Genomic DNA, 21,304 nt, shown 5'->3' with positions numbered 1-21,304 from the left:
AGGCTTGCATCGTGACCACAGCCCTATATCGTCGATACCGCCCGGAGTCTTTTGCCGAGTTGATTGGCCAAACCCAGGTCACTGAACCTCTAATGACTGCGCTCCGCGCAGACCGCGTGAATCACGCTTATTTATTCTCTGGCCCAAGAGGTTGCGGTAAGACGACCTCTGCCAGAATCCTGGCCCGGTGTTTGAACTGCGCTGAGGGCCCAACCGACACCCCTTGCGGCAAGTGCCCAAGTTGTATCGAGCTAGCAAATGGCGGTTCGGGTTCTTTGGATGTAGTTGAGATTGATGCCGCGAGTCACAACGGCGTTGATGATGCAAGAGACCTTCGCGAGCGAGCAATCTTCGCCCCGGCTCGCGATAGATATAAGATTTTCATCCTCGATGAGGCTCACATGGTCACCCCCCAAGGATTCAATGCGCTGCTAAAGATTGTTGAAGAACCACCGGCCCACGTGAAGTTCATTTTTGCGACCACCGAACCCGAAAAAGTTATTGGCACAATCCGCTCTCGCACCCACCACTACCCGTTTCGCTTAGTTCCACCGGGGGAACTATTGGAGTACCTGACTCAGGTCTTAGAATCCGAGGACTACACCGCTCAGGGCGGGGTTATGCCACTGGTGGTTAGGGCCTCCGGTGGCTCGGTGCGCGATGCTTTATCGCTTTTAGATCAGCTGATCGCCGGCACCGAATCCAAAGAGATTGAGTATGAGCGTGCGGTGAACCTATTGGGCTTCACCCATGACCAGCTCATGTCCGAGGTGATTGACGCCTTTGCTGAGATTGATGCGGCCAAGGCTTTTAGCGCGGTGGACAAAGTAATTCAGTCCGGTCAAGATGCCAGAAGGTTTCTAGAGGACCTCCTCGAGCGCATCAGAGACCTGATGTTGGTTAATTCACTGGGTGACTCCGCCAAGGCAATCTTGCGCGGCTTAGGTCCCGAACAGTTCGAAGTCCTAACTATTCAAGCCAACCGCTTTGGTTTGAATCAATTGACCCAAGCCGCCGAGGCAACCGCCAAAGCGCTGAGTGACACAAGCGCCGCCTCAAACCCAAGGCTTCAATTGGAGCTGCTCTGCGCCAGAGTGCTCGCCCCAGCGATTGATGCCACCCCCCGCACCCCACTGATCAAAGCCACGACCGTGTCAATACCCGAAGCAATCGTTCAGGAGCCAGTCGTGCTCAAGGCGCAAGCAAAGCCTTTCGAGCAGGCCCCAGCAAAAACCGCCGAGCCTCAGCAGACCCGACCAGCAGCGGCAGTGGCGAACCTTTCTTCTTCTGCATTTAGGGATGGTTGGCCAGAGATTATGGAGCAGGTCGCAAAAAAGTCCAGGTCAGCTTGGGCGGTTGCCTTCACCACCAAGGTTCTTGACTTTAGTGATGATGTGCTAACCCTTTTGTTCCAGAGCCAAAAAGACGTAGACGCCTTCAAGAATCAGCAGGGGGCCGCTGAGGTGCTTCGCACCGCTATCGCCGAGCGCTTTGGCGTGAAGGTTAAATATAAGGCCAAGGTTGCGGAGGCTCCAGAACAAAAACCACTGGCCCCGATTATCGAACCAACTGCGCCAGAGGAATTCACCGAACCAGAGGATCACGAAGAGCCTCTCACTGAAGTTTTGAACACCTTCCCAGAGCCTAAAAAAGATCCGGAGCGATCCGGAGAGTTCATTCTTCGAGAAGTTCTCGGGGCCACACCAATCAAAAGTGAAGATAAATAATGTATGACGGCGTAGTGCAAGAACTGATGGATGAACTTGGAAGGCTCCCGGGTGTTGGTCCGAAATCCGCTCAGCGGATTGCGTTTTATCTAATTGAGGCAGATATCGATGTCGCCCATAAACTTTCAGACATCTTGCGCGAGGTCAAAGAAAAAGTTCGCTTTTGCGGGATTTGCGGCAATGTGACCGAGAGCGACACCTGTGGAATCTGCCTGGATCAAAAGCGTGACATGGGTCTGATTTGCGTTGTAGAAGAGTCCAAAGACATCAATGCGATAGAACGCACTCGAGAATATCGTGGCCGCTATCACGTGCTGGGTGGAGCGATTTCCCCAATCTCGGGGATTGGCCCAGACCAGCTCAGAATAAAAGACCTCTTAAAGCGATTGGCCGATCCCGATATTCGCGAGGTTATTTTGGCTACCAACCCAAACCTAGAGGGAGAAGCCACCGCCACCTATTTGGCTCGGTTACTCGGTTCGATGGAAATATCTGTCACCAAACTTGCTTCTGGCTTGCCTGTTGGTGGGGATTTGGAATACGCCGATGACATGACACTTGGCCGAGCCTTTGAGGGTAGGCGCAGAGTCAACTAGACTATGTGGCTATGCCAATGCAGGCACCTCATCCCTAATTTTCCAAGGAGCCCCCCTTGGCACTAATCGTGCAAAAATTCGGAGGATCTTCCGTCTCAGACGCTGAGAAGATCAAGCACGTTGCCGCGCGCATCTTGCAAACCCAGGCCCAAGGCAACGACGTTTGCGTTGTGGTCTCGGCGATGGGGGACACCACCGACGATCTAGTTGATTTGGCGGATTCGGTGTCTTCAAAGCGAGATAGTCGTGAGATGGACATGTTGCTCACTGCGGGTGAACGGATTTCAATGTCCGTACTCGCTATGGCAATCCAGGAACAAGGCGGCAAGGCAAAGTCTTTCACCGGATATCAGGCGGGCATTTCGACAGATTCCGATCACGGCTCGGCCCGAATCTGGAAGATTGAGCCCGTGCGCATTCGAGAGGCTCTAAAAGCCGGGGAGGTTGCGATTGTTGCAGGGTTTCAAGGCTTCAGTTTTGAAACTGGCGATGTCACGACTTTGGGTCGCGGGGGTTCTGACACAACGGCAGTGGCTCTGGCTTCGGCATTGAATGCTGATGTCTGTGAGATCTACTCGGATGTCGATGGTGTCTATACCGCCGATCCTCGGATTGTCCCAAGGGCCAGGAAACTCGCTCAGATAGATATTGAGTCAATGCTCGAGCTTTCCTCTTCGGGGGCCAAGATTTTGTACATACGCGCGGTTGAATTTGCAAGAAGACACGGCGTGCCGCTTCGCGTGAGATCAACCTTTAGCGCCGATTCAGGAACCCTTGTTTACACGACAAAGCCAGGAGATGAAATGGAAGAACCAGTTGTTTCAGGTGTCACAACCGACGATACTCAATCCAAGATCACCATCATTGGCCTGCCAGATATCCCCGGCAAGGCAGCGGAGGTGTTCCAGATAGTTGCGGAGGCTGGGGTGAACATCGACATGATCGTGCAGAACTCTTCCTCCCAAGACACTCAGCTCAGCGATATTTCAATCACACTTCCCCATTCGGAGCGGCCCAAGGTGGTTGAAGCACTGCGCTCCAAGCAAGCCGAGGTTGGTTTTGAGGGTGTTAGCTACGATGACGAAATTGGCAAGCTTTCGATAGTTGGGGCCGGCATGAAGACTTCTTCGGGAGTCTCGGCCAAGCTTTTTGGAGCTTTGGCTCGAGCTGGAATCAATATTGAAATGATCTCCACCTCGGAGATTCGGGTTTCGGTTATCACCCGCGCTAGCCAGCTAAAGGATGCCACTCGAGCGGTGCACACTGCATTCGAATTGGATGCCGCTGACACCGCAATCATCTACGCAGGAACCGGAAGGTAAATAATGTCCAAGCCAAACCTCGCACTAGTCGGAGCAACTGGAGCCGTCGGCTCGGTGATGATTGAGATCATCAATGCTCGCGAAAACATCTGGGGCGAAATCAGGCTAATTGCTTCCAAGCGCTCCGCAGGCAAAGAAATCATGGTCCACGGCTCTAAGCACGTTGTGGTGGAACTCACCGAAGCGGCTTTCGATGGCATCGACATAGCAATGTTTGACGTGCCAGACGAGGTTTCTGAGATCTGGGCCCCCATTGCCGCTGGCAAGGGCGTTGTTGCAATTGATAATTCTGGCGCGTTTCGGATGAACCCTGAGGTGCCACTGGTGGTCCCCGAGGTGAACCCTTTTGCTGCAAAGTCGAGACCACTAGGCATTATTTCTAACCCAAATTGCACCACTTTGACGATGATGGCTGCTCTTGGCGCGTTGCATAAAAAGTGGCAGCTCACCGAGTTGGTAGTTTCTAGTTATCAGGCGGTATCCGGTGCAGGCAGTGTCGGTATTGACCAGCTGGCCAGGGAGATAGCTGCTGTAGCAGGGAACTTGGACGCGGGACTGAGGTCAGATAATGTGTCCGAGATTATCGCTAAGGCCGGAATCAGCCAGGCTGACTCACCTTGGGGAAACCCAATTGCGCTAAATGTCATTCCAGCAGCTGGCGGCTTCCAGGCTGGCGGCCACACATCTGAAGAGCTAAAGGTCAGAAACGAGTCCCGCAAGATTCTTGGAATTAAAGATCTCAAGGTTTCTGCCACCTGCGTGAGGGTGCCGGTGCAGGTTGCTCACTCCCTAGCGGTTCACGCGACTTTCAAAAACAAGCTAACCGCGGACCAGGTTCGTGCTGAGCTAGAGCTTCAGCCCACCATCGTGGTGATGGATGATCCCGAAAAAGGCATTTTCCCAACCCCGGTTCATGTTGCAGGGCAGGACCCGACCTTTGTCGGCCGAATCAGGCAATCCGAGGACTTTGAGAACTCAATTGACTTATTCGTAGTGGGAGATAATCTTCGAAAAGGCGCGGCTCTGAACACCTATGAAATAGCAGAACTAGTTGCCCAGGAGCTTGGCTAAGAAATAGTCAAGAGCGTCGCGCTCGGGGGGCAGAAGAGCCTCACTGGAGCGTAAATCGAACAGCCCAGCCCTTGGGACACGTGAAGTATTGACTGCTTATCGCCAAACTCCCAGGCCGAGAGCCCAGAAGCGTGTTGGGTTGGCAAATCGCAGTTTGTCACCAGAGCGCTTTGACCGGGCAGGCAAATCTGACCGCCGTGGGTGTGGCCGGCAAAGATCAAGCTCGCGTCAAGCTTGGTGAAGCTCTCAATTACTCGAAGATAGGGGGCGTGAGCTATACCGAATATGACTTCGGCCGAATCAACGCTGAGGCGCTGCTTTGTGAGACCCTGAAGATTATCCAGATCTTCATGAGGGTCATCCAGTCCCAAAAAGCCCAGCCTTGATCCTTTGATATCTATCGAGCCAGCTCGATTATTGAGATTAAGCCAGCCAGCTGTTTCAAGCTCTCGAGTAAATCGGTTGGTGTCAAGGGTATTTGCGTTATTAGCCTGAGAGGGCCCTTGGAAGTATTTCAGAGGATTTCTTGGCTTCGGCGCTCGGTAGTCGTTTGAACCATTCACAAACACCCCTGGAAGATCCAATAGCGGTGCCAGCGCGCTAAGTGTTGGATTGATGGCCTGAGAGTGTCCGAGGTTATCACCGGTGTTGATTACAAGGTCGGGCTCAAGTTCGGCGAGTTCTTTTAGGTAGTGGGCTTTTTTGTTTTGACCCGGGGCGAAGTGTAAATCTGAAATATGCAGGATGGTGAATGCGGATTTGACTCCGATTTCGACGGATTTTTCAATCAGCTGAAAGGGCCCACTATTGCCGGCTAGCCACATTTATTTGGTATGACCAAGATTGCACTGGCATTGGAAACCTCGGTCCCCACGGCGGGCGAAGTTCCAATTGCTAGATCGTTTGGCCAGATTGGATCACACCTTGAATTCAGGCTTAACTGACTTGGTTGTGGGAAAGAGGGGGTCAGGCCGAGTTCCTGCAAAGTGGCAAAGGCATTCGTGTAATCCATACCCGCAATGTTCGGAACCACTATTTTTCCACCGGAGGAAATGAAGACTTTGACAATCGAGCCCTTGGGAACTGGGGTTCCAAATTCTGGGGTTGTGTAGGCAATTGCGCCAACCGGCTGGCTGGAGGCAACTTCTCTGGTAATAACCTGCATGCTCAGGCCTGCAGTGACTAACTGAACCTTCGCGCTCTCTAATTCAAAACCGGTAACCTCTGGGACCGTGACCATGGGAGCAATAACATACTTTGGGTCTGGGCTTGGGAAGGCTTCACCTTCATAGTGCTTATCGACCTCTCGCATGATCTCTTTCCAGATCGAGTGGCGAATCGTCGACACGGCCCTGCCATTGATGCTCTTAGAAGATTGCGATGTGAGGCCCACTACGTTACCTACCCAGGTTGCGGTGGCAACCTTTGATGAGAAGCCGGTCATCCAGGTGTGGATTCTTCGGTCGGTTGTTCCAGTTTTACCGGCTAGCGGGGTGCCATCACCCGGGTTCGCCGCCGCACCGGTACCACCCGAAACTACCGAGCGCATAACCTGGGTCATTGCTGCCGCAATTTCAGGAGTTACAGCTTGAGAGCACTGGGTCTTTGGAACCGGAAGTTCTTCCTTTGTTCTTCTTAGTAGCACCTTATCAATCGCTACTGGTGAGCAGTAAAGGCCGGCATTGGAGATTCCGGCGTAAGCCGCAGCCATAGCTAGAGGCGAGATTTCGTTAGTGCCCAAAATTGATGCGGGGAAGTATTCAAGCTCAGCACCATCGGCGCGATGGACACCAAATGCTGCTGCAGTGTCCCTAATCGCACAAAGATCCAGCTGAGCTGCCATTGCCGCAAAGGCGGTGTTCTGGGAAGTCACAACCGCTTGAAAAACGCTTATGTCATCTACGGTCTTATCACCTGAGTTATTGACCTCCCAAAGCCCTGCCACCCCGCCACAGCTGGCACGGAAATCCTTTTCAACATTCCAGATTTTCACCGGGTCGGGTTTGCCATCGAGGTCGACATCTTCACCGGTGAAGATTCGACCATCCACGTGTTCACCCAGGGTGTGACCATCTTTTAGCCACTGGGCCAAGGTGAAGACCTTATAGGTAGATCCGGGCTGGAATCCAGATGAGCCGCCGTAGTTTTTATCGGTGTTGTAGTTCACGCTCGTGCCGCCAAGTACCGGCTCGGTGGATTGATCAAAATATCTGTTCTGGGCCATCGAAATTATTCTTCCGGTTCCAACTTCAACCGAGACTGACGCGGTGCCAAAGCCCCACTCGTTCTCGGGAGGTAGGTCTTCCATTGTGGTGTCCCAGGCCACCTGCTGAACCGACAAATCTAAACTGGTGTAAATCTCCAGGCCGCCGCGGCGAAGCAGAATCTCACGCTCCTCCGGGGTGACACCGAACTCGGGCGAGTTTCGAATTGTCCACACGGTGAAGTCGCAGAAAAAAGCGGTTACCTGGTTCTCCTGGCAACCCTGCCTGGTTTTAGTGATTTTGGTCTGAATTGGAGAGGTCTTATAGGACTCGGCTTGCTCAAAGGAGATATACCCAGCGTCTGCCATTTGCTGGAGCACGTAGTTGCGACGCCCTATGCCGCGCTCAAGGTTGGCTGCTTCATCGGGTTTGTAATCGTTCGGAGATTTCAGCATGGCGGCAAGGTAGGCAGCCTGCGGAATGTTCAGGTCCTTGGCGCTTATTCCGAAGTAGTACTGCGAAGCAGTCTCAACACCGTTAATCTGATTGCCCAAAAAAACCAAGTTCAGGTAGCCGGCAAGAATGTCTTTTTTGCTGAATTGCTGTTCAAGCGCAATTGAAAGCCTGATTTCTCGCAGCTTTCGCTCGATAGTCACCTCGGTAGCGGCTGCGATTGCGCTCGCGTCTCCCGAGAGGTTGGCGGCTTCAACTAGAGACTGCCGCACGTATTGCATTGTGATTGTGGAAGCTCCCGGACCATCACCAAAGGTTGCGAGATTGGTAAGTGCCGCGCGCACCAGCGAAATAATGTCTACGCCGCCGTGCTCATAAAATCTTGGGTCCTCTGTCGCGATTACCGCGTTGACCAGGTTCGGGGAGATGTCCTCAAATGGAACTTCAACCCGGTTCTCGTGGAAGAAGGTCGCCATCTTGACCGGCACGCCATTTTTTAGCGCGTAGACCGTGGATGACTCGGCCGAATTAACCGGGCGAATATAACTTGGAAGTCCTTCGAACATGCCTATGCCGGTAGAGGCCGCAACTCCGGCAACTGCGACTGCAGGTGCTAGGAGTGCGACAGATAAGACTCCCGCTACAGCGCTGAACAGACCAAACTTTAGAAAAGTTGTGAGCGCCGAACCTTTTGACTTTCCGGACATAGACTCTAGGTTATCGAAGACTTGCTGATTAGGAGCTGTAAATGACCAAGTGGGAGTACATCACAACACCGCTTTTGCTTCACAAAGAAACCCAAATTTTGAACACCTGGGGCAACCAGGGCTGGGAGCTGGTCCAGATAACCACCGGCCCACAGGGCGGCCTAATCGCGTTCTTCAAAAAAGCTGCCGAGTAAATGAGTGTTGAACAAAGAATCCTTGACCTCGGTCTAGAGCTTCCGAATGTTGCAGCCCCGGCAGGTGCCTATTTGCCAGCCATTGTTTCTGGCAACCTAGTTTTCACCGCTGGCCAGCTGCCTCTAATCGATGGACAGCTCATGGCCACCGGCAAGCTCGGTGCTGGCATTGAGCCCGAGCAGGCAAAGGCAATGGCTGCAAGGTGTTTGCTAAATGCCCTTGCTGCGACCAAGGGGGTAATCGGCAACCTTGATCGCATTACCAAGATTGTCAAGGTGGTCGGTTTTGTTGCCTCAACCCCGGATTTCACGGCCCAGCCGAGCGTGATCAATGGGGCTTCTGAGTTACTGGAGAGCATTTTTGGTGAGCTTGGCAGGCATGCCCGAAGTTCAGTTGGGGTGGCATCCTTGCCGCTCGACTCCCCGGTGGAAATTGAACTGATTATTGAATTTTTATAGCTAAAGCTTTTTTCTGAGCCAGACAGAATCCTCTTGCTCAAAACCGATCCGGTGATATAGCTTTCGCACCCGATCGTTTGGCTTTTCGGTTTCTAAAAAAATCACCCTCACACCATTGGCTTTGGCATGCTCAATTGCCAGCTCGGCAAGGGAGCGCCCTAGACCCTGATTTCTGGCATCGGGGGAGATATAAACCTCGTCGATGAGCGCTTCTTTGCCGCCAGATTCGATGCCCCAGCCAAAGCTCATAACTAAATATCCCAAGAGCTCTTGATCTTGGGCCACCAAGATCACACCGTGCGGGTTTTCAGTCAGTAATGGTTCGACCGCCGCTTCGATGTGATTTTTTTCTAAAGGACTCAGGGCCTCAGTGCTGAACTCCAACATTAGCTGGGTCAAATTAGCTAGATCCTTAGGCTCGGCCCTTCGTAGCCGCATGCTTACTCGCTATGGCCGGCATTAATCTTGCCGGTGATTGTGTCCATTACCGAGGTGTCGGTCAAAGTGGTGATGTCTCCCACCGGGCGATCCTCAGCGACATCCCTAAGGAGCCTGCGCATGATCTTGCCGGAACGAGTCTTGGGTAATTCACTCACCACGATGATGGTTCTTGGCCTCGCAATTGCCCCGATTTCTTTTGCAACATGATCGCGCAAGATCTTGGAGGTGTCAGCCTCGCTACCCAGATCATTGAGTTGGCTGCTGCGCAAAATCACAAAGGCAACAATTGCTTGACCCGTAGTTTCATCTTTGGCTCCCACCACCGCAGCTTCGGCAACAAAGGGGTGAGACACAAGCGCCGATTCAATTTCGGCAGTTGAAAGCCTATGGCCGGAGACGTTCATCACATCATCCACTCGACCCAGAAGCCAAAGATCGCCATCTAGGTCAAATTTGGCGCCGTCTCCCGCAAAATAGCTGCCGGGGAATCTGTCCCAGTAGGTTTCTTGGAAACGCTCAGGGTCTTTCCAAATACCCCGCAGCATCGCGGGCCAGGGCTCTGAGATGGTGAGGTAGCCACCGTGGCCCGGGCCAACAGGTGCTCCCGCTTCATCGAGGATTGCCAGCTCAATGCCTGGCACTGCAACCTGGGCGCTGCCCGGCTTTGTGTGAGTTATGCCGGGGAGTGGCGAAATCATGATTGCGCCGGTTTCGGTTTGCCACCAGGTGTCGACTATTGGGGCAAGGTTTGAACCAATAACTTCGCGGTACCACATCCAAGCCTCGGGGTTTATTGGCTCGCCAACCGAACCCAAGACTCTGATTGAGCTCAGGTCGTAATGCTGCACCACTTTGCGGCCGAGCTTCATAAAGCTTCTAATCGCTGTTGGTGCAGTGTAGAAAATCGAAACGTGATACTTCTGAATGATGTCCCACCAGCGGCCCCAGTCGGGAGTGTCGGGGGTGCCTTCGTAAATGACCTGAGTTGAACCATTTGCCAACGGCCCGTAAGCCACATATGTGTGCCCGGTTATCCAGCCGACATCCGCCGTGCACCAGTAAATGTCTTGAGCGGGCTGCAAATCAAAAACGTTTTTATGGGTATAGCTGGCCTGGGTGAGATAGCCACCGGTAGTGTGCATGATGCCTTTGGGCTTTCCGGTGGTACCAGAGGTATAAAGAATAAATAGCGGGTGCTCGGCACCAAAGCCCAAGGCTTCGTGCTGATTTGAGACCACCTGCATCTCTTCGTGCCACCAAAGATCGGTGACCGGATTCCAGGCCACTTCCCCCTTGGTTCGCTGCACGACCAACACGTGCTCCACGCTCGGGCAATTTTGATTTGCTAGAGCCTCATCGACCGCGGGTTTTAGAGCACTAGCCTTGCCCTTGCGAAAACCTCCATCAGCTGTGATAACTATCTTTGCCTCGGCGTCTTGAATTCTTGATGCCAATGAGTCGGCTGAGAATCCACCGAAGATAACCGAGTGCACCGCACCGACCCTAGCCACCGCTTGCATCGCAATGATTGCTTCAGGAATCATTGGCATATAAATCGCCACCCGATCGCCAGGACTGACACCGAGTTTCAAAAGCAGGTTCGCGGCCTTTTTGACCTCATTGAGAAGATCGCGATAGGTAAACACCTTGGTGTCACCAGGCTCACCCTCAAAAAACAAAGCGACCCTTTTGCCAAAACCTGCCTCAACATGACGATCGAGGCAGTTATAGCTGATGTTTAGTTCGCCATCTTCAAACCATTTGGCAAAAGGTGGGTTGGACCAATCTAAAACCTTGGTAAAAGACTTGTGCCAGTGGAGTTGATTCGCTTGATCGGCCCAAAAACCCAAGCGGTCTGCCCGGGCCGATTCGTAAAGCTCAGGCTTTGCGATGGCGGCGTTCGTGAAAGCCGGCGTGGGTGGAAAGCTTCTGGTTTCATTCGCTAGATTCTCGAACTCTTGATTTTGGGACAACTTGGCCCTCCCGTTTTCTTTGACTTGCAAGCCTTTGATTAGAAAACATCTCAGGCAGCCCTTGTTCTGGTTGTGAGTCTAGGGACTGGCCCGAGAGGATTCGGTGTAAATAAATAAATTATTTGAACTTCCTGAAAATCCCAAATTGGGGGACGCTTCGTGGCCAATATCGCCTACACTTGAAAGTGCTAACTTCGGTTAGTTTGCGGTGCTAAGCGTCCCCCCATGCTGGCACCGCTGGCGGCAGGTTTCCCCCAAACCTGTCGCCCCTTTTTGTTTTCCACAGATATTGTTTTTGGCAATTATTCATGCTCGAAACCTCGCAACATAGGTCAATGAGTGAAAAAGACCTGATACCCCAAGCCCTGAAACGGCTCCTGGAGTTACCCGGCGTCACAGACATTCTGGTTGATGGTGCGAAGAACTGCCTGGTAGATGTTGGTCGCGGCCTAGAGCAAGCCCCAAACCCCTTTGAGTCCGAGCAAGAGCTGGTTAGTGCTATTCGGCAGCTCGCCTTTGATGCTGGGGCTCGCCTTGATCTTGCGAAACCAGCGGCTGATTTCATGATCGGCAGGATCCGTTTTCACGCGATACTGCCATTCGGCATTTCAGCCTCAACCCTGGTGAGCATCAGAGTCCACCCGGTAAATCAGATCTCACTGGCCGAGCTTGCAACTACCGGCTTTATTGATTTAACGCAGCGAGAAATCCTCGAACAGGCTCTCGCAAATCGATCCAACCTAATAATCAGCGGGCCGACCTCGGCGGGTAAGACCACGCTACTTTCTGCTTTGATCGCAGAGCTTCGCGAACGTGTGATCTGCATTGAGCAAATGCCCGAGCTTCAGATCCGCTGGCCTGCGATTCGGATATTTGAGCGCGAGGCTAATCAAGAGGGCCTAGGTGAAATATCAATGCAGCACCTTTTGACCCACTCTCTAAGAATGCGTCCAGACCGCATTGTGGTTGGCGAAGTAAGGGGCGCGGAGCTTGGCCAGATGCTTCAGGCCATGAATAATGGCCATAGCGGGACCATGGCGACCCTTCATGCTCGGAGCCTTCATGAAGTGCCCAATCGACTCATATCATTAGGCATGCTTGCGGGACTCAGCCAAAAGCTCGTCAGCAACCTGGCCGGGACCTCAATCGATCTAGTGATTCAGGTCGGCATCGTGAATCGAATACGCAAGGTGGTGGCGATTGGAAAACTCAGCAATGGCAAGAAGAATCTTGAAATCGAGCCGTTAAACCTGATGGCGCAGGCATGAGCGCTCTAATCGAAATCTCGGCGCTACTGTCCGCCGGACTATCCAGCAAGTCGGCGCTCGCAAATCGTTTTGACCAGCTCAGTCCGGAGCAGCAAGAGCTAATAAAAAAAGGCCAACAATTTGGAGCTCCACTGGGCCCGGCACTAAAAATACTTGAGCAATTCGAGAATGCCAAAGCGGATTTCGAAGCTGAAATAGAAAGCAGCCAAGCGGTACCCAGGGCAACTAGAACGCTCCTGCTGTGGCTCCCAGCATTTGCGTTAGCACTGGGTCAACTCGTCGGGCTAGATCCATTGGCGAGTCTTGGGAGCGGTTTTGGCATCGCCTCCTTTGCGATTGCTGGAGGCTTGATTTATCTAGGAGCCCGTTGGAGCCAAAAGATGCTCGCTGGCACCAAGGGGTCTTTTTTGAAACCGGCTAATGACCTACTGGCATTTCAGCTGGCCATCTCATCGGGGGTTGGGCTTTTTGAAGCGAAAAGACTGGCGCTTGAATCAGGGGTTGACGAGCAGGCAATTCAAGACCTTATTTCACTTTCAATGGAAACTGGCGTTGGTCTTATTTTCTTGATTGAGGCGCGCATCAAGGGCTTGATTCTTTCGGGTCGCACCCAGGCACTGGTTAGCGCGAGAGCGCTTTCGGTTCGCTTATTGATTCCCCTCGGGTTGACCGTATTGCCCGCTTTTTTGATTCTCACAACAATCCCGATGCTGATTGGCATCGCAAACTAAAAAGAAGGAGACAAAATGACCATCATTAAATCCGATAAGGGCGCAATCACTGCTGAATACGCCATCGCGACCATGGCTGCGGTTGCGTTCGCAGGCCTTTTAGTGATCGTGCTTAGAAGCGATGAGGTGCGCCAAATGCTGTTTCAGCTGGTCGCAAATGCGCTTGGTATCGAATAAAAACGACGGAGGTGCCGTGACGGCTGAGTTTATGATGTTGATGCCGGTGCTGGTGCTGGGAGTGTCTCTAACCCTAGGGGCCGTGAGTTTGGGGTTCGAGCGGCTAGAGCTACAGACCATGAGCTGGTCGATGGCCAGAGCAGACGCCCTCGGGTTAGAGCTTCCCGAGCTCGAGGGCGCCACCTACACAATTGAGCGCATCGAGCGGATTAGCTGTGTTCACCTATTGAAATCAAATCCGCTTCCGATTCGAGCAAAATCATGCCAATTGATTCTCGGCTACTAGAAAAAGGCTCCGCCTCAGCGCTTGTAATTGGCTTGATAGCTGCGCTGTCTAGTCTCTTTTTGGCGCTGAGTTTGGGCTTTGAAGTCACCCTCGGCAAGATTGTGGTGCAGCAGGCAGCCGATGCCGCTGCGGTCGCGGCCGCAGACACTCTGGCAGGGAACATAAGTGGGCTTCCATGTGAAAATGCCGTGCAAATATCCCAAACCAACGGTGCGACAGTGATTTCATGTCGTATTGTCGGATTCGGCGCCATGCTCGAGGTTGAGAAAAACATCGGATTATGGCGCCTGTCAGCAATCGCTGAGGCCGCCGTGCTTGACTCGGTTCAATAGCTATATAAGGAGTGCCCGTGCCAAAGAAGTTGGTAATCGTGGAGTCGCCGGCAAAGGCGAAGACCATTGCCAAGTATTTGGGTAAAGACTTTGAGGTTTTGGCTTCGGTTGGACATATCAGGGATCTAGCGGACCCCAAAGAGATCCCCGCTGAGAAAAAGAAGGGATCTCTGGCAAAGTTCTCAATCGACATCGAGAACGACTTCCAGCCATATTACGTAATCTCGGCGGGTAAGTCGAAAACCGTCAGCGAACTCAAGTCCGCTCTGAAGGGCTGCGATGAGCTCTATCTCGCAACCGATGAGGACCGTGAGGGTGAGGCAATTGCTTGGCACCTTCTGGAGGTCTTGAAGCCCAAGGTCCCGGTTAAGCGGATGGTCTTTAACGAGATCACCAAGGATGCAATTCAAGCGGCGGTGGATAACACCCGGGCTTTGGATGAGGATTTAGTGCAAGCGCAGGAAACCCGGCGCGTGGTCGACCGATTGGTCGGCTATGAAATTTCTCCAGTTTTGTGGCGCAAAATCAACCGCGGCCTATCCGCTGGCCGAGTTCAATCCCCAGCAATGCGAATGGTTGTCCAACGCGAGCGCGAGCGAATGGCGCACGTGAGCGCCGGCTACTCCTCGGTCATCGCTGAGCTCAAAGAAGCCGGCATTGAGTTTGAGGCGAAGCTGCAGTCGATTGACTCCAAGCGCTTGGCCACCGGGAAAAGCTTTGATGCCGATGGCAAGCTCAACTCGGATGTTTTAGTTTTACCACTTGAAAAAGCGGAATCCTTGGCTCTTGGTCTCAAGGATGCGACACTCAGTATCAGCTCTGTTGAAGCAAAGCCATCAAGCCGCAAGCCTTATGCGCCATTCACAACTTCAACACTCCAGCAAGAGGCCTCGAGGAAACTGGGCATGAGCGCGAAGCAAGCGATGGACACCGCACAGCAGCTCTATCAAGAGGGTTACATCACCTACATGAGAACCGATTCACCCAATCTTTCTCAGCAAGCGATGACCGCGGCGCGAGCGGCTGCCAGTGAGCTCTTCGGTATGGATTCAGTATCAGCGACTCCAAGGCTTTACGGGGCGAAATCTAAAAACGCCCAGGAGGCGCACGAGGCGGTGAGGCCATCAGGAGATGTTTTTAAGCATCCGAGTGAATTGACAAAGCTCGTGCACGCCAGATCGCTCGCTCTTTACGAATTGATTTGGCGAAGGACCGTGGCCTCTCAGATGGCCGATGCCAAACTCTCCACCACCACCGTGAAGTTCGCTACCAATATTCAGAACCAAGACCTTGAGCTATCTAGCTCTGGAACCACGGTGCTGGTCAAGGGCTTTCTCGCGGTCTATGACGAGACTCGAGAAGAAGACAACTCCGCAGAATCCGCCAAGCTGCCGATTCTTTCAGAGGGTCAGTCGGTGGATTGCGCTAATGCGCTAGCCAAAGACCACAAAACTCAGCCGCCAGCTAGGTACACAGAGGCATCCTTAGTAAAAGCCTTAGAAGAACAGGGGATTGGGCGACCATCGACCTATGCCGCAATTATCTCCACCATCTTGAATAAGGGCTATGTTCGAAAGCAGGGCAGCGCGCTGGTTCCAGAGTGGATTGCGTTTACGGTTACCAGGTTTTTGGAAGATAATTTCGGCGACCTGGTCGATTACGCCTTCACCGCCAAGATGGAGAATGACTTGGACCAGATTGCGCTTGGCAAACTGGATCGCTCGAAGTGGCTGACCGATTTCTACTTTGGCGACGAGGGCCTAAAGCTAACCGTGGAGAGCCTGGGGGAGTCTGACCCGAGGCTCATAAACTCCTTCGAGCTCGGCGATGGCATCTTGTTGAGAACTGGTAAGTACGGACCTTACATAGAGGTAACCGAAAACGAAGAGCGTCGAATTGTAAATATCCCTGAGGGACTAACACCGGATGAGCTCACCCACGAAAAAGCCGTAGAGCTAATCAACGCCCCACCGGTTGAAAATAGAATCTTGGGCCAGGACCCCGATAGCGGCTTGGACATAATTGTCAAGGACGGTCGCTATGGCCCCTTTGTCACCTTGGTTGATGAGGGTAACCCCAAGCCTAAAACTGCATCTTTATTCAAGAGCATGGCCCCGGCTACCATTAGCTATGAGGATGCCGTAATGCTGATGTCGCTACCGCGCGAAATTGGAATTGACCCAGAATCCCAAGCTGTAATCACAGCGCAGAACGGAAAGTATGGCCCCTATCTCAAGCGCGGCACCGACTCTAGGTCGCTCACCACTGAAGAACAAATATTTGCGCTAACGCTTGAAGAAGCAATCGAAATCTACAAGCAACCAAAGTACGGCGCTCGCAGAACTGCGGCAACCCCGCTTAGGGAGTTCGGTGAAGATCCGGCCTCGAAGCTGAATGTGGTCGCTAAGGGTGGTCAGTTTGGGGACTACGTCACCGACGGCGTTATAAATGCCACGGTGCCAAAAGACGAGGCTCTTGATGAGCTCTCCAACGATCGCGCATTTGAACTTTTAGCCATCAGGCGCGAAAAGCTCGGCGTTGAACCAGGCGAAGCGCCAAAGACTTCGAAGACCTCGAGGGCGAAGCCGAAGACGGTAAAACCAAAAGCTAAGCCCAAGGCAAAGAAAAAGGCCTAGCCGTGTTTATTACCTTCGAGGGCATTGACGGGGTTGGTAAATCAACCCAGTTGGATCTATTGGAAACCTGGCTCAAAGACCTGGGCCACGATGTGGTCAGAACGCTTGAACCGGGCGGCACCGAGCTTGGCAAGGAAATTAGGCACCTTTTGCTCCATCGAAAAGGTGATGTTTCTCCAAGGGCCGAGGCTCTTTTATACGCGGCAGACCGAGCTCACCATGTTGCCACCAAGATCAAGCCAAGTTTGACTCAGGGTAAAACCGTGCTGTCTGATCGCTACTTTGATTCTTCGGTGGCCTATCAGGGTGCTGCCAGGGATCTCGAGGTTGATGAAGTCAAAAACATTTCACTTTGGGCAGTTGATCACCTGATGCCCGACCTCACTATTTTGTTAGATCTACCCGCCGACCAGGCAATCTTGCGCAGGAACAAAAAGGGGACCGAGCCGGATCGCCTAGAGCGTGAAGAGGTGGCTTTTTTTGAGCGCGCCCGAGACGAGTACCTTCGTCGGGCCGAAGAGCCCAGGTTTTTAGTCATCGACGCGAAATTGGCAGTTCATGAGATTCAAGCGCTGATTCGGACGCGGGTCAGTCAGTTGAGTGCTGCGGGTTCTAGTTGAGCCACCCTGTTTGGGATGAACTGCTGGGGCAGCCAGAGGCAATCGAGCAGTTGCAGCGTGCGATAGGGACCAAGCAAGCCGGGTTACAGCACGCTTGGCTCTTCACGGGCCCCGCAGGTTCTGGAAGAAGTAACCTCGCAAGATCTTTCGCAGCGGCGATTGAGTGCGAGCTAGACGGCTGCGGGTCCTGTCAGCAGTGCCGCTTGGCAATGGCAGATGCTCACCCCGATGTCACAATTTTGAAAACTGACCGAGTGGTTATCAACATCGATGAGGTGAGGAGTGTTGTTTCAAGAGCCTCGCTTGCCACCTCGGTAGGAAAGTACCGAATCATCATTATTGAAGATGCCGATCGAATGGGCGAGCGCACCTCAAACGTTTTACTGAAAGTCTTAGAGGAACCAGAGGCAAACACCATTTGGATTCTCTGCGCCCCATCGGTGTCTGACCTTTTGCCAACCATCCGATCTAGAACCAGAAACCTAAACCTCAGGCTGCCCTCGGTGGCTGAGGTGACAGCTTTAATAATGCAACGCGATGGTGTCGAAGAGTCACTAGCCAGAAGAGCTGCGTTGCAGGCTCAGAACCACGTGGGCATGGCAAGAAGGCTGGCGACCTCATCGGAGGCCAGGGCGAGAAGACAAGAGACTCTGAGGGTCGCTTTGTCAGTGGGCAATTTATCTCAAGCCATGCTCGCAGCTGAGAAGCTTTTGGGGGTGGCCAAACGCGATGCCGAGGCGGTTGCCCAAGAGCGCGACGATAAAGAGCGCTTGGCACTGATGAGAGCCTATGGTCTGGAGGAATCCGAAAAGGTGCCGCCAAACCTCAGGGTCCAATTCAAGGAACTCGAAGAGAATCAAAAACGTCGTCAGACCAGAGCGCTGAGAGACGGAATCGATCGAATTTTCACCGATTTAGAATCCCTCCATCGAGACATCATGGCCATCCAACTTGGTGGCGAGCAGGAGCTAGTCAATCAAGAGTTTCAGCAGGGGATTATCGAAAGAGCCCAGGGAACCAAGGCCAAGGATACGATTGAGATTCTGGATGCCATTACCAAATCCAGGGCTCGTTTGGCTTCCAACGTCAGGGATCTGCTGGTCTTGGAGTCGCTGTGCGTGCAAATGATTTTTAGGGAGAAAATTGCGAGTTAGAGGCCTATTGGCTCTATCGGTATTGCTACTCACAGGCTGTGCCCCAGTAGTTTCAGATAGTTCAATCACTCAGGTCGAGAAAGGCTTACCTGTCTTTGATCAGGTTATCGACTGGATCGACTGCGAAACCGGTTTCGAATGCGCTGTTATCGCGGCCCCACTTGATTGGGTGACCGAGACCGGTGAGTTCATTGAAATAGCTCTTACCAGAAATTCGGCCACAAAAGACCTACCCCCGCTTTTGGTGAACCCGGGTGGTCCGGGTGTCAGTGGTGTGAAGTGGCTCCAGGAGGGCTATCAGTCGATTGGCACAGCTGCCCTTCGCTCCAAGTTTCAGCTTTTGGGTTTTGATCCGCGCGGTACTGGCGGCTCGAGCCCGGTGGAATGCCTTGATGTGGATCTCAAAGATCGGGTTTACTACAGCCAGTCAGAATTTCCCTACGGTTCAGAAGCGGATTTGGACTGGTCAAGAAAGTTGCTGACGGAATTTGCTCAAAGTTGCCAAGAGGTCGGTTTTGACACCGGCTACTTCACTACTCAGCAGGCGGCCAGGGATCTTGAACTAATCAGAGCCTTGATGGGCATGGAGCAACTTGATTACCTTGGCTATAGCTACGGAACCGAGCTTGGCGCGGTTTACGCGGCGCTATTTCCTGACCGAGTTGGGCGCATGGTTTTAGATGGTGCAATCGACCCCACCACCACGGAGGGTAAAAACCTGATCGGTCAGATAGCCGGTTTTGATAATGCTCTTCGGGGCTACCTGGCCGACTGCTTGACTCAGCGGGGTTGCCCTTTTTCTGGAACTGTTGACCAGGGGATTGCCAAAATAGCGAGCTTCCTAACTGATCGGGAATCATCGACATTGCCTACTCAGGTCGATCGTGAACTCGGAATTGGCCCTGCAATATCGGGCATTATCGCGGCTTTATATTCCCAAGAATCTTGGCCGTTTTTATCGCAAGCCTTTACTGAATCCTTTGACGGAGATGGCACTACGATGCTGCTTTTGGCCGATTTCTACAACGATAGAAATGTGACTGGCGGCTATCTTTCGAATGTGAATGAAGCGAATCTGGCCATCACTTGCGCCGATACTCGAATCACTGAGGACGAAGTAACCGAGCTGGAGCCTCAAATTGCACAGGCCTCCAAAGTCTTCGGCAAGTACTTTTCGGCTCCCCATGTCTCTTGCGAGAGCTGGCCGGATGGGATTGGTAAGCAAGAGCTTGATTTCGGTATCCCGTTAGCCAATGCACCACTAGTGGTTGGCACAACTGGTGACCCGGCAACTCCCTATTCGCAAGCCGTGGCTTTGGCAAAGCTGCTGGATGGAGCTACGCTTTTGACCTTTGTGGGTGAGGGTCACACCGCTTATGGTGGCAACCAGTGTGTGGACGCACTGGTTGATGCATACTTTGATGGCCAGGTTTATGACCAAGAAGAGCTCACTTGCGGCTGAAGCTGGTCGGTGGAGAATATGTTTTAGTAGTAGAGCCCTAAAAGAATTGTCGCGAATATAGCGATAAAGATCGTAGGGGTAACAAACTTTATGACATCGAGCCAGGGTCTGAAGGATATTATGCGGCTCCGCAGTGCAGATTTTCCAGGTAGGACCCTAAGGTCGTCAATGGCCGCCTGGGCTTGGGAAGCAGCCGAATACTCAGCCAGTGCGCCTAGAATGCCAGAAGCTAACAAGATCAAAGCAAAAGCCGCTTTCAGGTAGTTGCTGTAAGTGGCAATTTCTGGAGTGGCAAAGGCGGCAAAGGCCAAAAGTGCCGTTGGAGCCAGCTGAGCCAGAATTACGTGCAGTCGGTTTTTATTGAAGTCTTGGATTAGTTCTTGTTCGGTCATTGTTATCCTTTTTCGAAGGTCTTATTCAAGGTTAGGCAGTTGCGGTTGAAAAACAACGCTCTTCAGGAGAATTTATCCAAGCGATTCCGCAAACTCCTATCTGGCGCCAGCGATGGCGTGCCACCCTGGCTCAAGGTTGTTGAGGCCGGAGACAAGCCTGGACTTTATCTTCCAAGTGATGCTCCGTGGGTTGTGCATGGAGATTTTGCCACTTTGGTCGGTGGAGTAAGGGCGCTTTTAATGCAGGCCCTTCACCCAGGGTCACTCACTGGCGTGGCTCAGCACTCGAGGTATGAAAAAGATCCACTGGGTCGACTCTCCGGCACAATCCGTTGGCTGACAGTCACAACCTTTGGTTCAACCGACGCAGTCTTTGGTGAGGCCTCCAGGGTAAATAAAATGCACACTCGCGTTACCGGTGAGTATGAGACTGCAGCTAAAGAGGTCAGGCCCTATAAGGCCGCTGACCCCGATTTATTGCTTTGGGTGCATGTAGCATTCATGGATTCTTTTTTGCGCGCCCACCAGAACTATTCAAGAAAGCCAATCCCCGGTGGGGCGGACGATTACGTGAGGCTTTGGGCCAAGTCTGTCGAGCCGCTGGGCCTAAACACAGCCCCAATGTCAGAAGCCGAACTTCTAGAGACCCTGCAGGGTTTTGATTCTCAGCTAGTGGTCACTCCAGCAACCACCGATGTGATCAAGTGGATTCGCAAGGTGCCCTTACCCTTGGCGACCAAGCCAATTTACGCCCTGCTGTTTCACTCAGCCTTGGCGTCGCTGCCAAAGGTCTATCAGGAACGCATTGGCATGCGCTCCTATCCGCTTTGGATTTTGCGCCCCATCACCACAAACCTTTTGGCAATCATGCGAAAGGCAATCGGACCAGAGTCGGCAATCGAAGACGCCGCTGTGGCGAGACTCAAAAGAGCCGGAGTCATTTCCTAACAATTAGTTGGGGTCTGGCGTCAAAAGTGATTGGCGCTAAACTTTTGCAAGTGCCCAAGGGCATTTTTCGCCACCCTAGCTCAGTTGGTAGAGCAGCTCCCTCGTAAAGAGCAGGTCAGCGGTTCGATTCCGCTGGGTGGCTCCAAAGTGC

At 52.7% G+C, this 21,304-nt stretch carries 20 protein-coding genes, 1 tRNA gene and 1 pseudogene; 17 read left to right on the top strand and 5 right to left on the bottom strand.

The annotated features are described in order from the left end of the window. Positions 1 to 11 precede the first annotated feature (11 nt). The 4 genes and pseudogenes from BLP47_RS07725 to BLP47_RS07710 all read left to right on the top strand — a co-directional run. A pseudogene (locus tag BLP47_RS07725) lies at positions 12 to 1,523 on the top strand (DNA polymerase III subunit gamma and tau); the annotation flags it as partial. 203 nt (positions 1,524 to 1,726) lie between these two features. After that, positions 1,727 to 2,323, top strand: coding sequence for a recombination mediator RecR (recR, locus tag BLP47_RS07720; protein ID WP_091852407.1), 597 nt, complete (start codon positions 1,727 to 1,729; stop codon positions 2,321 to 2,323). Between the two features lie 56 nt (positions 2,324 to 2,379). Beyond that, entirely contained in the window at positions 2,380 to 3,645 is a 1,266-nt protein-coding gene (locus tag BLP47_RS07715; RefSeq protein WP_091852403.1) for an aspartate kinase, read from the top strand. A gap of 3 nt (positions 3,646 to 3,648) precedes the next feature. Next, entirely contained in the window at positions 3,649 to 4,716 is a 1,068-nt protein-coding gene (locus tag BLP47_RS07710; protein WP_091852400.1) for an aspartate-semialdehyde dehydrogenase, read from the top strand. On the opposite strand, the gene BLP47_RS07705 is transcribed toward BLP47_RS07710, so the two are convergent. Together BLP47_RS07705 and BLP47_RS07700 are read right to left on the bottom strand one after the other, a co-directional pair. Next, complete coding sequence (locus tag BLP47_RS07705; protein ID WP_091852397.1) at positions 4,713 to 5,540, bottom strand: metallophosphoesterase; 828 nt, start codon at positions 5,538 to 5,540, stop codon at positions 4,713 to 4,715. The genes BLP47_RS07710 and BLP47_RS07705 overlap by 4 nt on opposite strands. Continuing rightward, positions 5,531 to 8,080 carry a transglycosylase domain-containing protein gene (locus BLP47_RS07700; protein WP_091852394.1) on the bottom strand — a complete coding sequence of 850 codons (2,550 nt, stop codon included), beginning with the start codon at positions 8,078 to 8,080 and terminating at the stop codon, positions 5,531 to 5,533. Before BLP47_RS07700 ends, BLP47_RS07705 begins: the two co-directional genes overlap by 10 nt. A gap of 41 nt (positions 8,081 to 8,121) precedes the next feature. On the opposite strand from BLP47_RS07700, the gene BLP47_RS08525 reads away from it, so the two are divergent. Beyond that, positions 8,122 to 8,274 (top strand): DUF4177 domain-containing protein, encoded by a 153-nt coding sequence (locus tag BLP47_RS08525; protein WP_172807186.1) that lies wholly within the window; start codon positions 8,122 to 8,124, stop codon positions 8,272 to 8,274. Then, positions 8,275 to 8,733 carry a RidA family protein gene (locus tag BLP47_RS07695; protein WP_091852391.1) on the top strand — a complete coding sequence of 153 codons (459 nt, stop codon included), beginning with the start codon at positions 8,275 to 8,277 and terminating at the stop codon, positions 8,731 to 8,733. On the opposite strand, the gene BLP47_RS07690 is transcribed toward BLP47_RS07695, so the two are convergent. Beyond that, positions 8,734 to 9,171 (bottom strand): GNAT family N-acetyltransferase, encoded by a 438-nt coding sequence (locus tag BLP47_RS07690; RefSeq protein ID WP_091852388.1) that lies wholly within the window; start codon positions 9,169 to 9,171, stop codon positions 8,734 to 8,736. Positions 9,172 to 9,173: 2 nt separating this feature from the next. Then, on the bottom strand, positions 9,174 to 11,147 hold the full coding sequence (gene acs / locus BLP47_RS07685) for an acetate--CoA ligase (RefSeq protein ID WP_091853091.1): 1,974 nt from the start codon (positions 11,145 to 11,147) through the stop codon (positions 9,174 to 9,176). A 335-nt stretch (positions 11,148 to 11,482) separates the two neighbouring features. On the opposite strand from acs, the gene BLP47_RS07680 reads away from it, so the two are divergent. Genes BLP47_RS07680 through BLP47_RS07640 form a run of 9 tightly spaced genes read left to right on the top strand, consistent with a single transcriptional unit; the run spans position 11,483 to position 19,813 of the window. Further along, positions 11,483 to 12,415 (top strand): CpaF family protein, encoded by a 933-nt coding sequence (locus BLP47_RS07680; RefSeq protein WP_157671584.1) that lies wholly within the window; start codon positions 11,483 to 11,485, stop codon positions 12,413 to 12,415. Then, positions 12,412 to 13,146, top strand: coding sequence for a hypothetical protein (locus BLP47_RS07675; protein WP_091852382.1), 735 nt, complete (start codon positions 12,412 to 12,414; stop codon positions 13,144 to 13,146). The genes BLP47_RS07680 and BLP47_RS07675 overlap by 4 nt, the downstream gene beginning before the upstream one ends. Before the next feature lie 15 nt (positions 13,147 to 13,161). Continuing rightward, a complete protein-coding gene (locus BLP47_RS07670; RefSeq protein WP_091852378.1) occupies positions 13,162 to 13,323 on the top strand; it encodes a DUF4244 domain-containing protein in 162 nt (53 codons plus the stop codon). A 16-nt stretch (positions 13,324 to 13,339) separates the two neighbouring features. Further along, a complete protein-coding gene (locus BLP47_RS07665; RefSeq protein ID WP_157671582.1) occupies positions 13,340 to 13,609 on the top strand; it encodes a hypothetical protein in 270 nt (89 codons plus the stop codon). Further along, complete coding sequence (locus tag BLP47_RS07660; protein WP_091852372.1) at positions 13,585 to 13,941, top strand: Rv3654c family TadE-like protein; 357 nt, start codon at positions 13,585 to 13,587, stop codon at positions 13,939 to 13,941. The genes BLP47_RS07665 and BLP47_RS07660 overlap by 25 nt, the downstream gene beginning before the upstream one ends. Positions 13,942 to 13,958: 17 nt before the next feature. Then, the gene (gene topA / locus BLP47_RS07655; protein ID WP_172807185.1) at positions 13,959 to 16,577 is read left to right on the top strand and encodes a type I DNA topoisomerase; all 2,619 of its coding nucleotides are present in this window, start codon (positions 13,959 to 13,961) and stop codon (positions 16,575 to 16,577) included. Positions 16,578 to 16,579: 2 nt separating this feature from the next. Next, complete coding sequence (gene tmk, locus BLP47_RS07650) at positions 16,580 to 17,197, top strand: dTMP kinase (protein ID WP_091852366.1); 618 nt, start codon at positions 16,580 to 16,582, stop codon at positions 17,195 to 17,197. Then, a complete protein-coding gene (locus BLP47_RS07645; protein ID WP_091852363.1) occupies positions 17,194 to 18,351 on the top strand; it encodes a DNA polymerase III subunit delta' in 1,158 nt (385 codons plus the stop codon). The genes tmk and BLP47_RS07645 overlap by 4 nt, the downstream gene beginning before the upstream one ends. After that, positions 18,341 to 19,813 carry an alpha/beta hydrolase gene (locus tag BLP47_RS07640; RefSeq protein WP_091852360.1) on the top strand — a complete coding sequence of 491 codons (1,473 nt, stop codon included), beginning with the start codon at positions 18,341 to 18,343 and terminating at the stop codon, positions 19,811 to 19,813. The genes BLP47_RS07645 and BLP47_RS07640 overlap by 11 nt, the downstream gene beginning before the upstream one ends. Positions 19,814 to 19,836: 23 nt before the next feature. On the opposite strand, the gene BLP47_RS07635 is transcribed toward BLP47_RS07640, so the two are convergent. Continuing rightward, a complete protein-coding gene (locus tag BLP47_RS07635; RefSeq protein WP_091852357.1) occupies positions 19,837 to 20,205 on the bottom strand; it encodes a hypothetical protein in 369 nt (122 codons plus the stop codon). Between the two features lie 45 nt (positions 20,206 to 20,250). Here BLP47_RS07635 and BLP47_RS07630 point away from each other — a divergent pair, with 45 nt between their 5' ends. Continuing rightward, positions 20,251 to 21,153, top strand: coding sequence for an oxygenase MpaB family protein (locus BLP47_RS07630; RefSeq protein WP_157671580.1), 903 nt, complete (start codon positions 20,251 to 20,253; stop codon positions 21,151 to 21,153). A gap of 69 nt (positions 21,154 to 21,222) precedes the next feature. Continuing rightward, positions 21,223 to 21,298 (top strand) — tRNA-Thr (locus BLP47_RS07625). The last annotated feature ends 6 nt before the right edge of the window (positions 21,299 to 21,304 follow it).

Origin of the sequence: Candidatus Aquiluna sp. UB-MaderosW2red, from assembly GCF_900100865.1 — a bacterium.
Lineage (GTDB): Bacteria > Actinomycetota > Actinomycetes > Actinomycetales > Microbacteriaceae > Aquiluna.
This window is presented reverse-complemented; position numbering and strand designations above follow the sequence as displayed.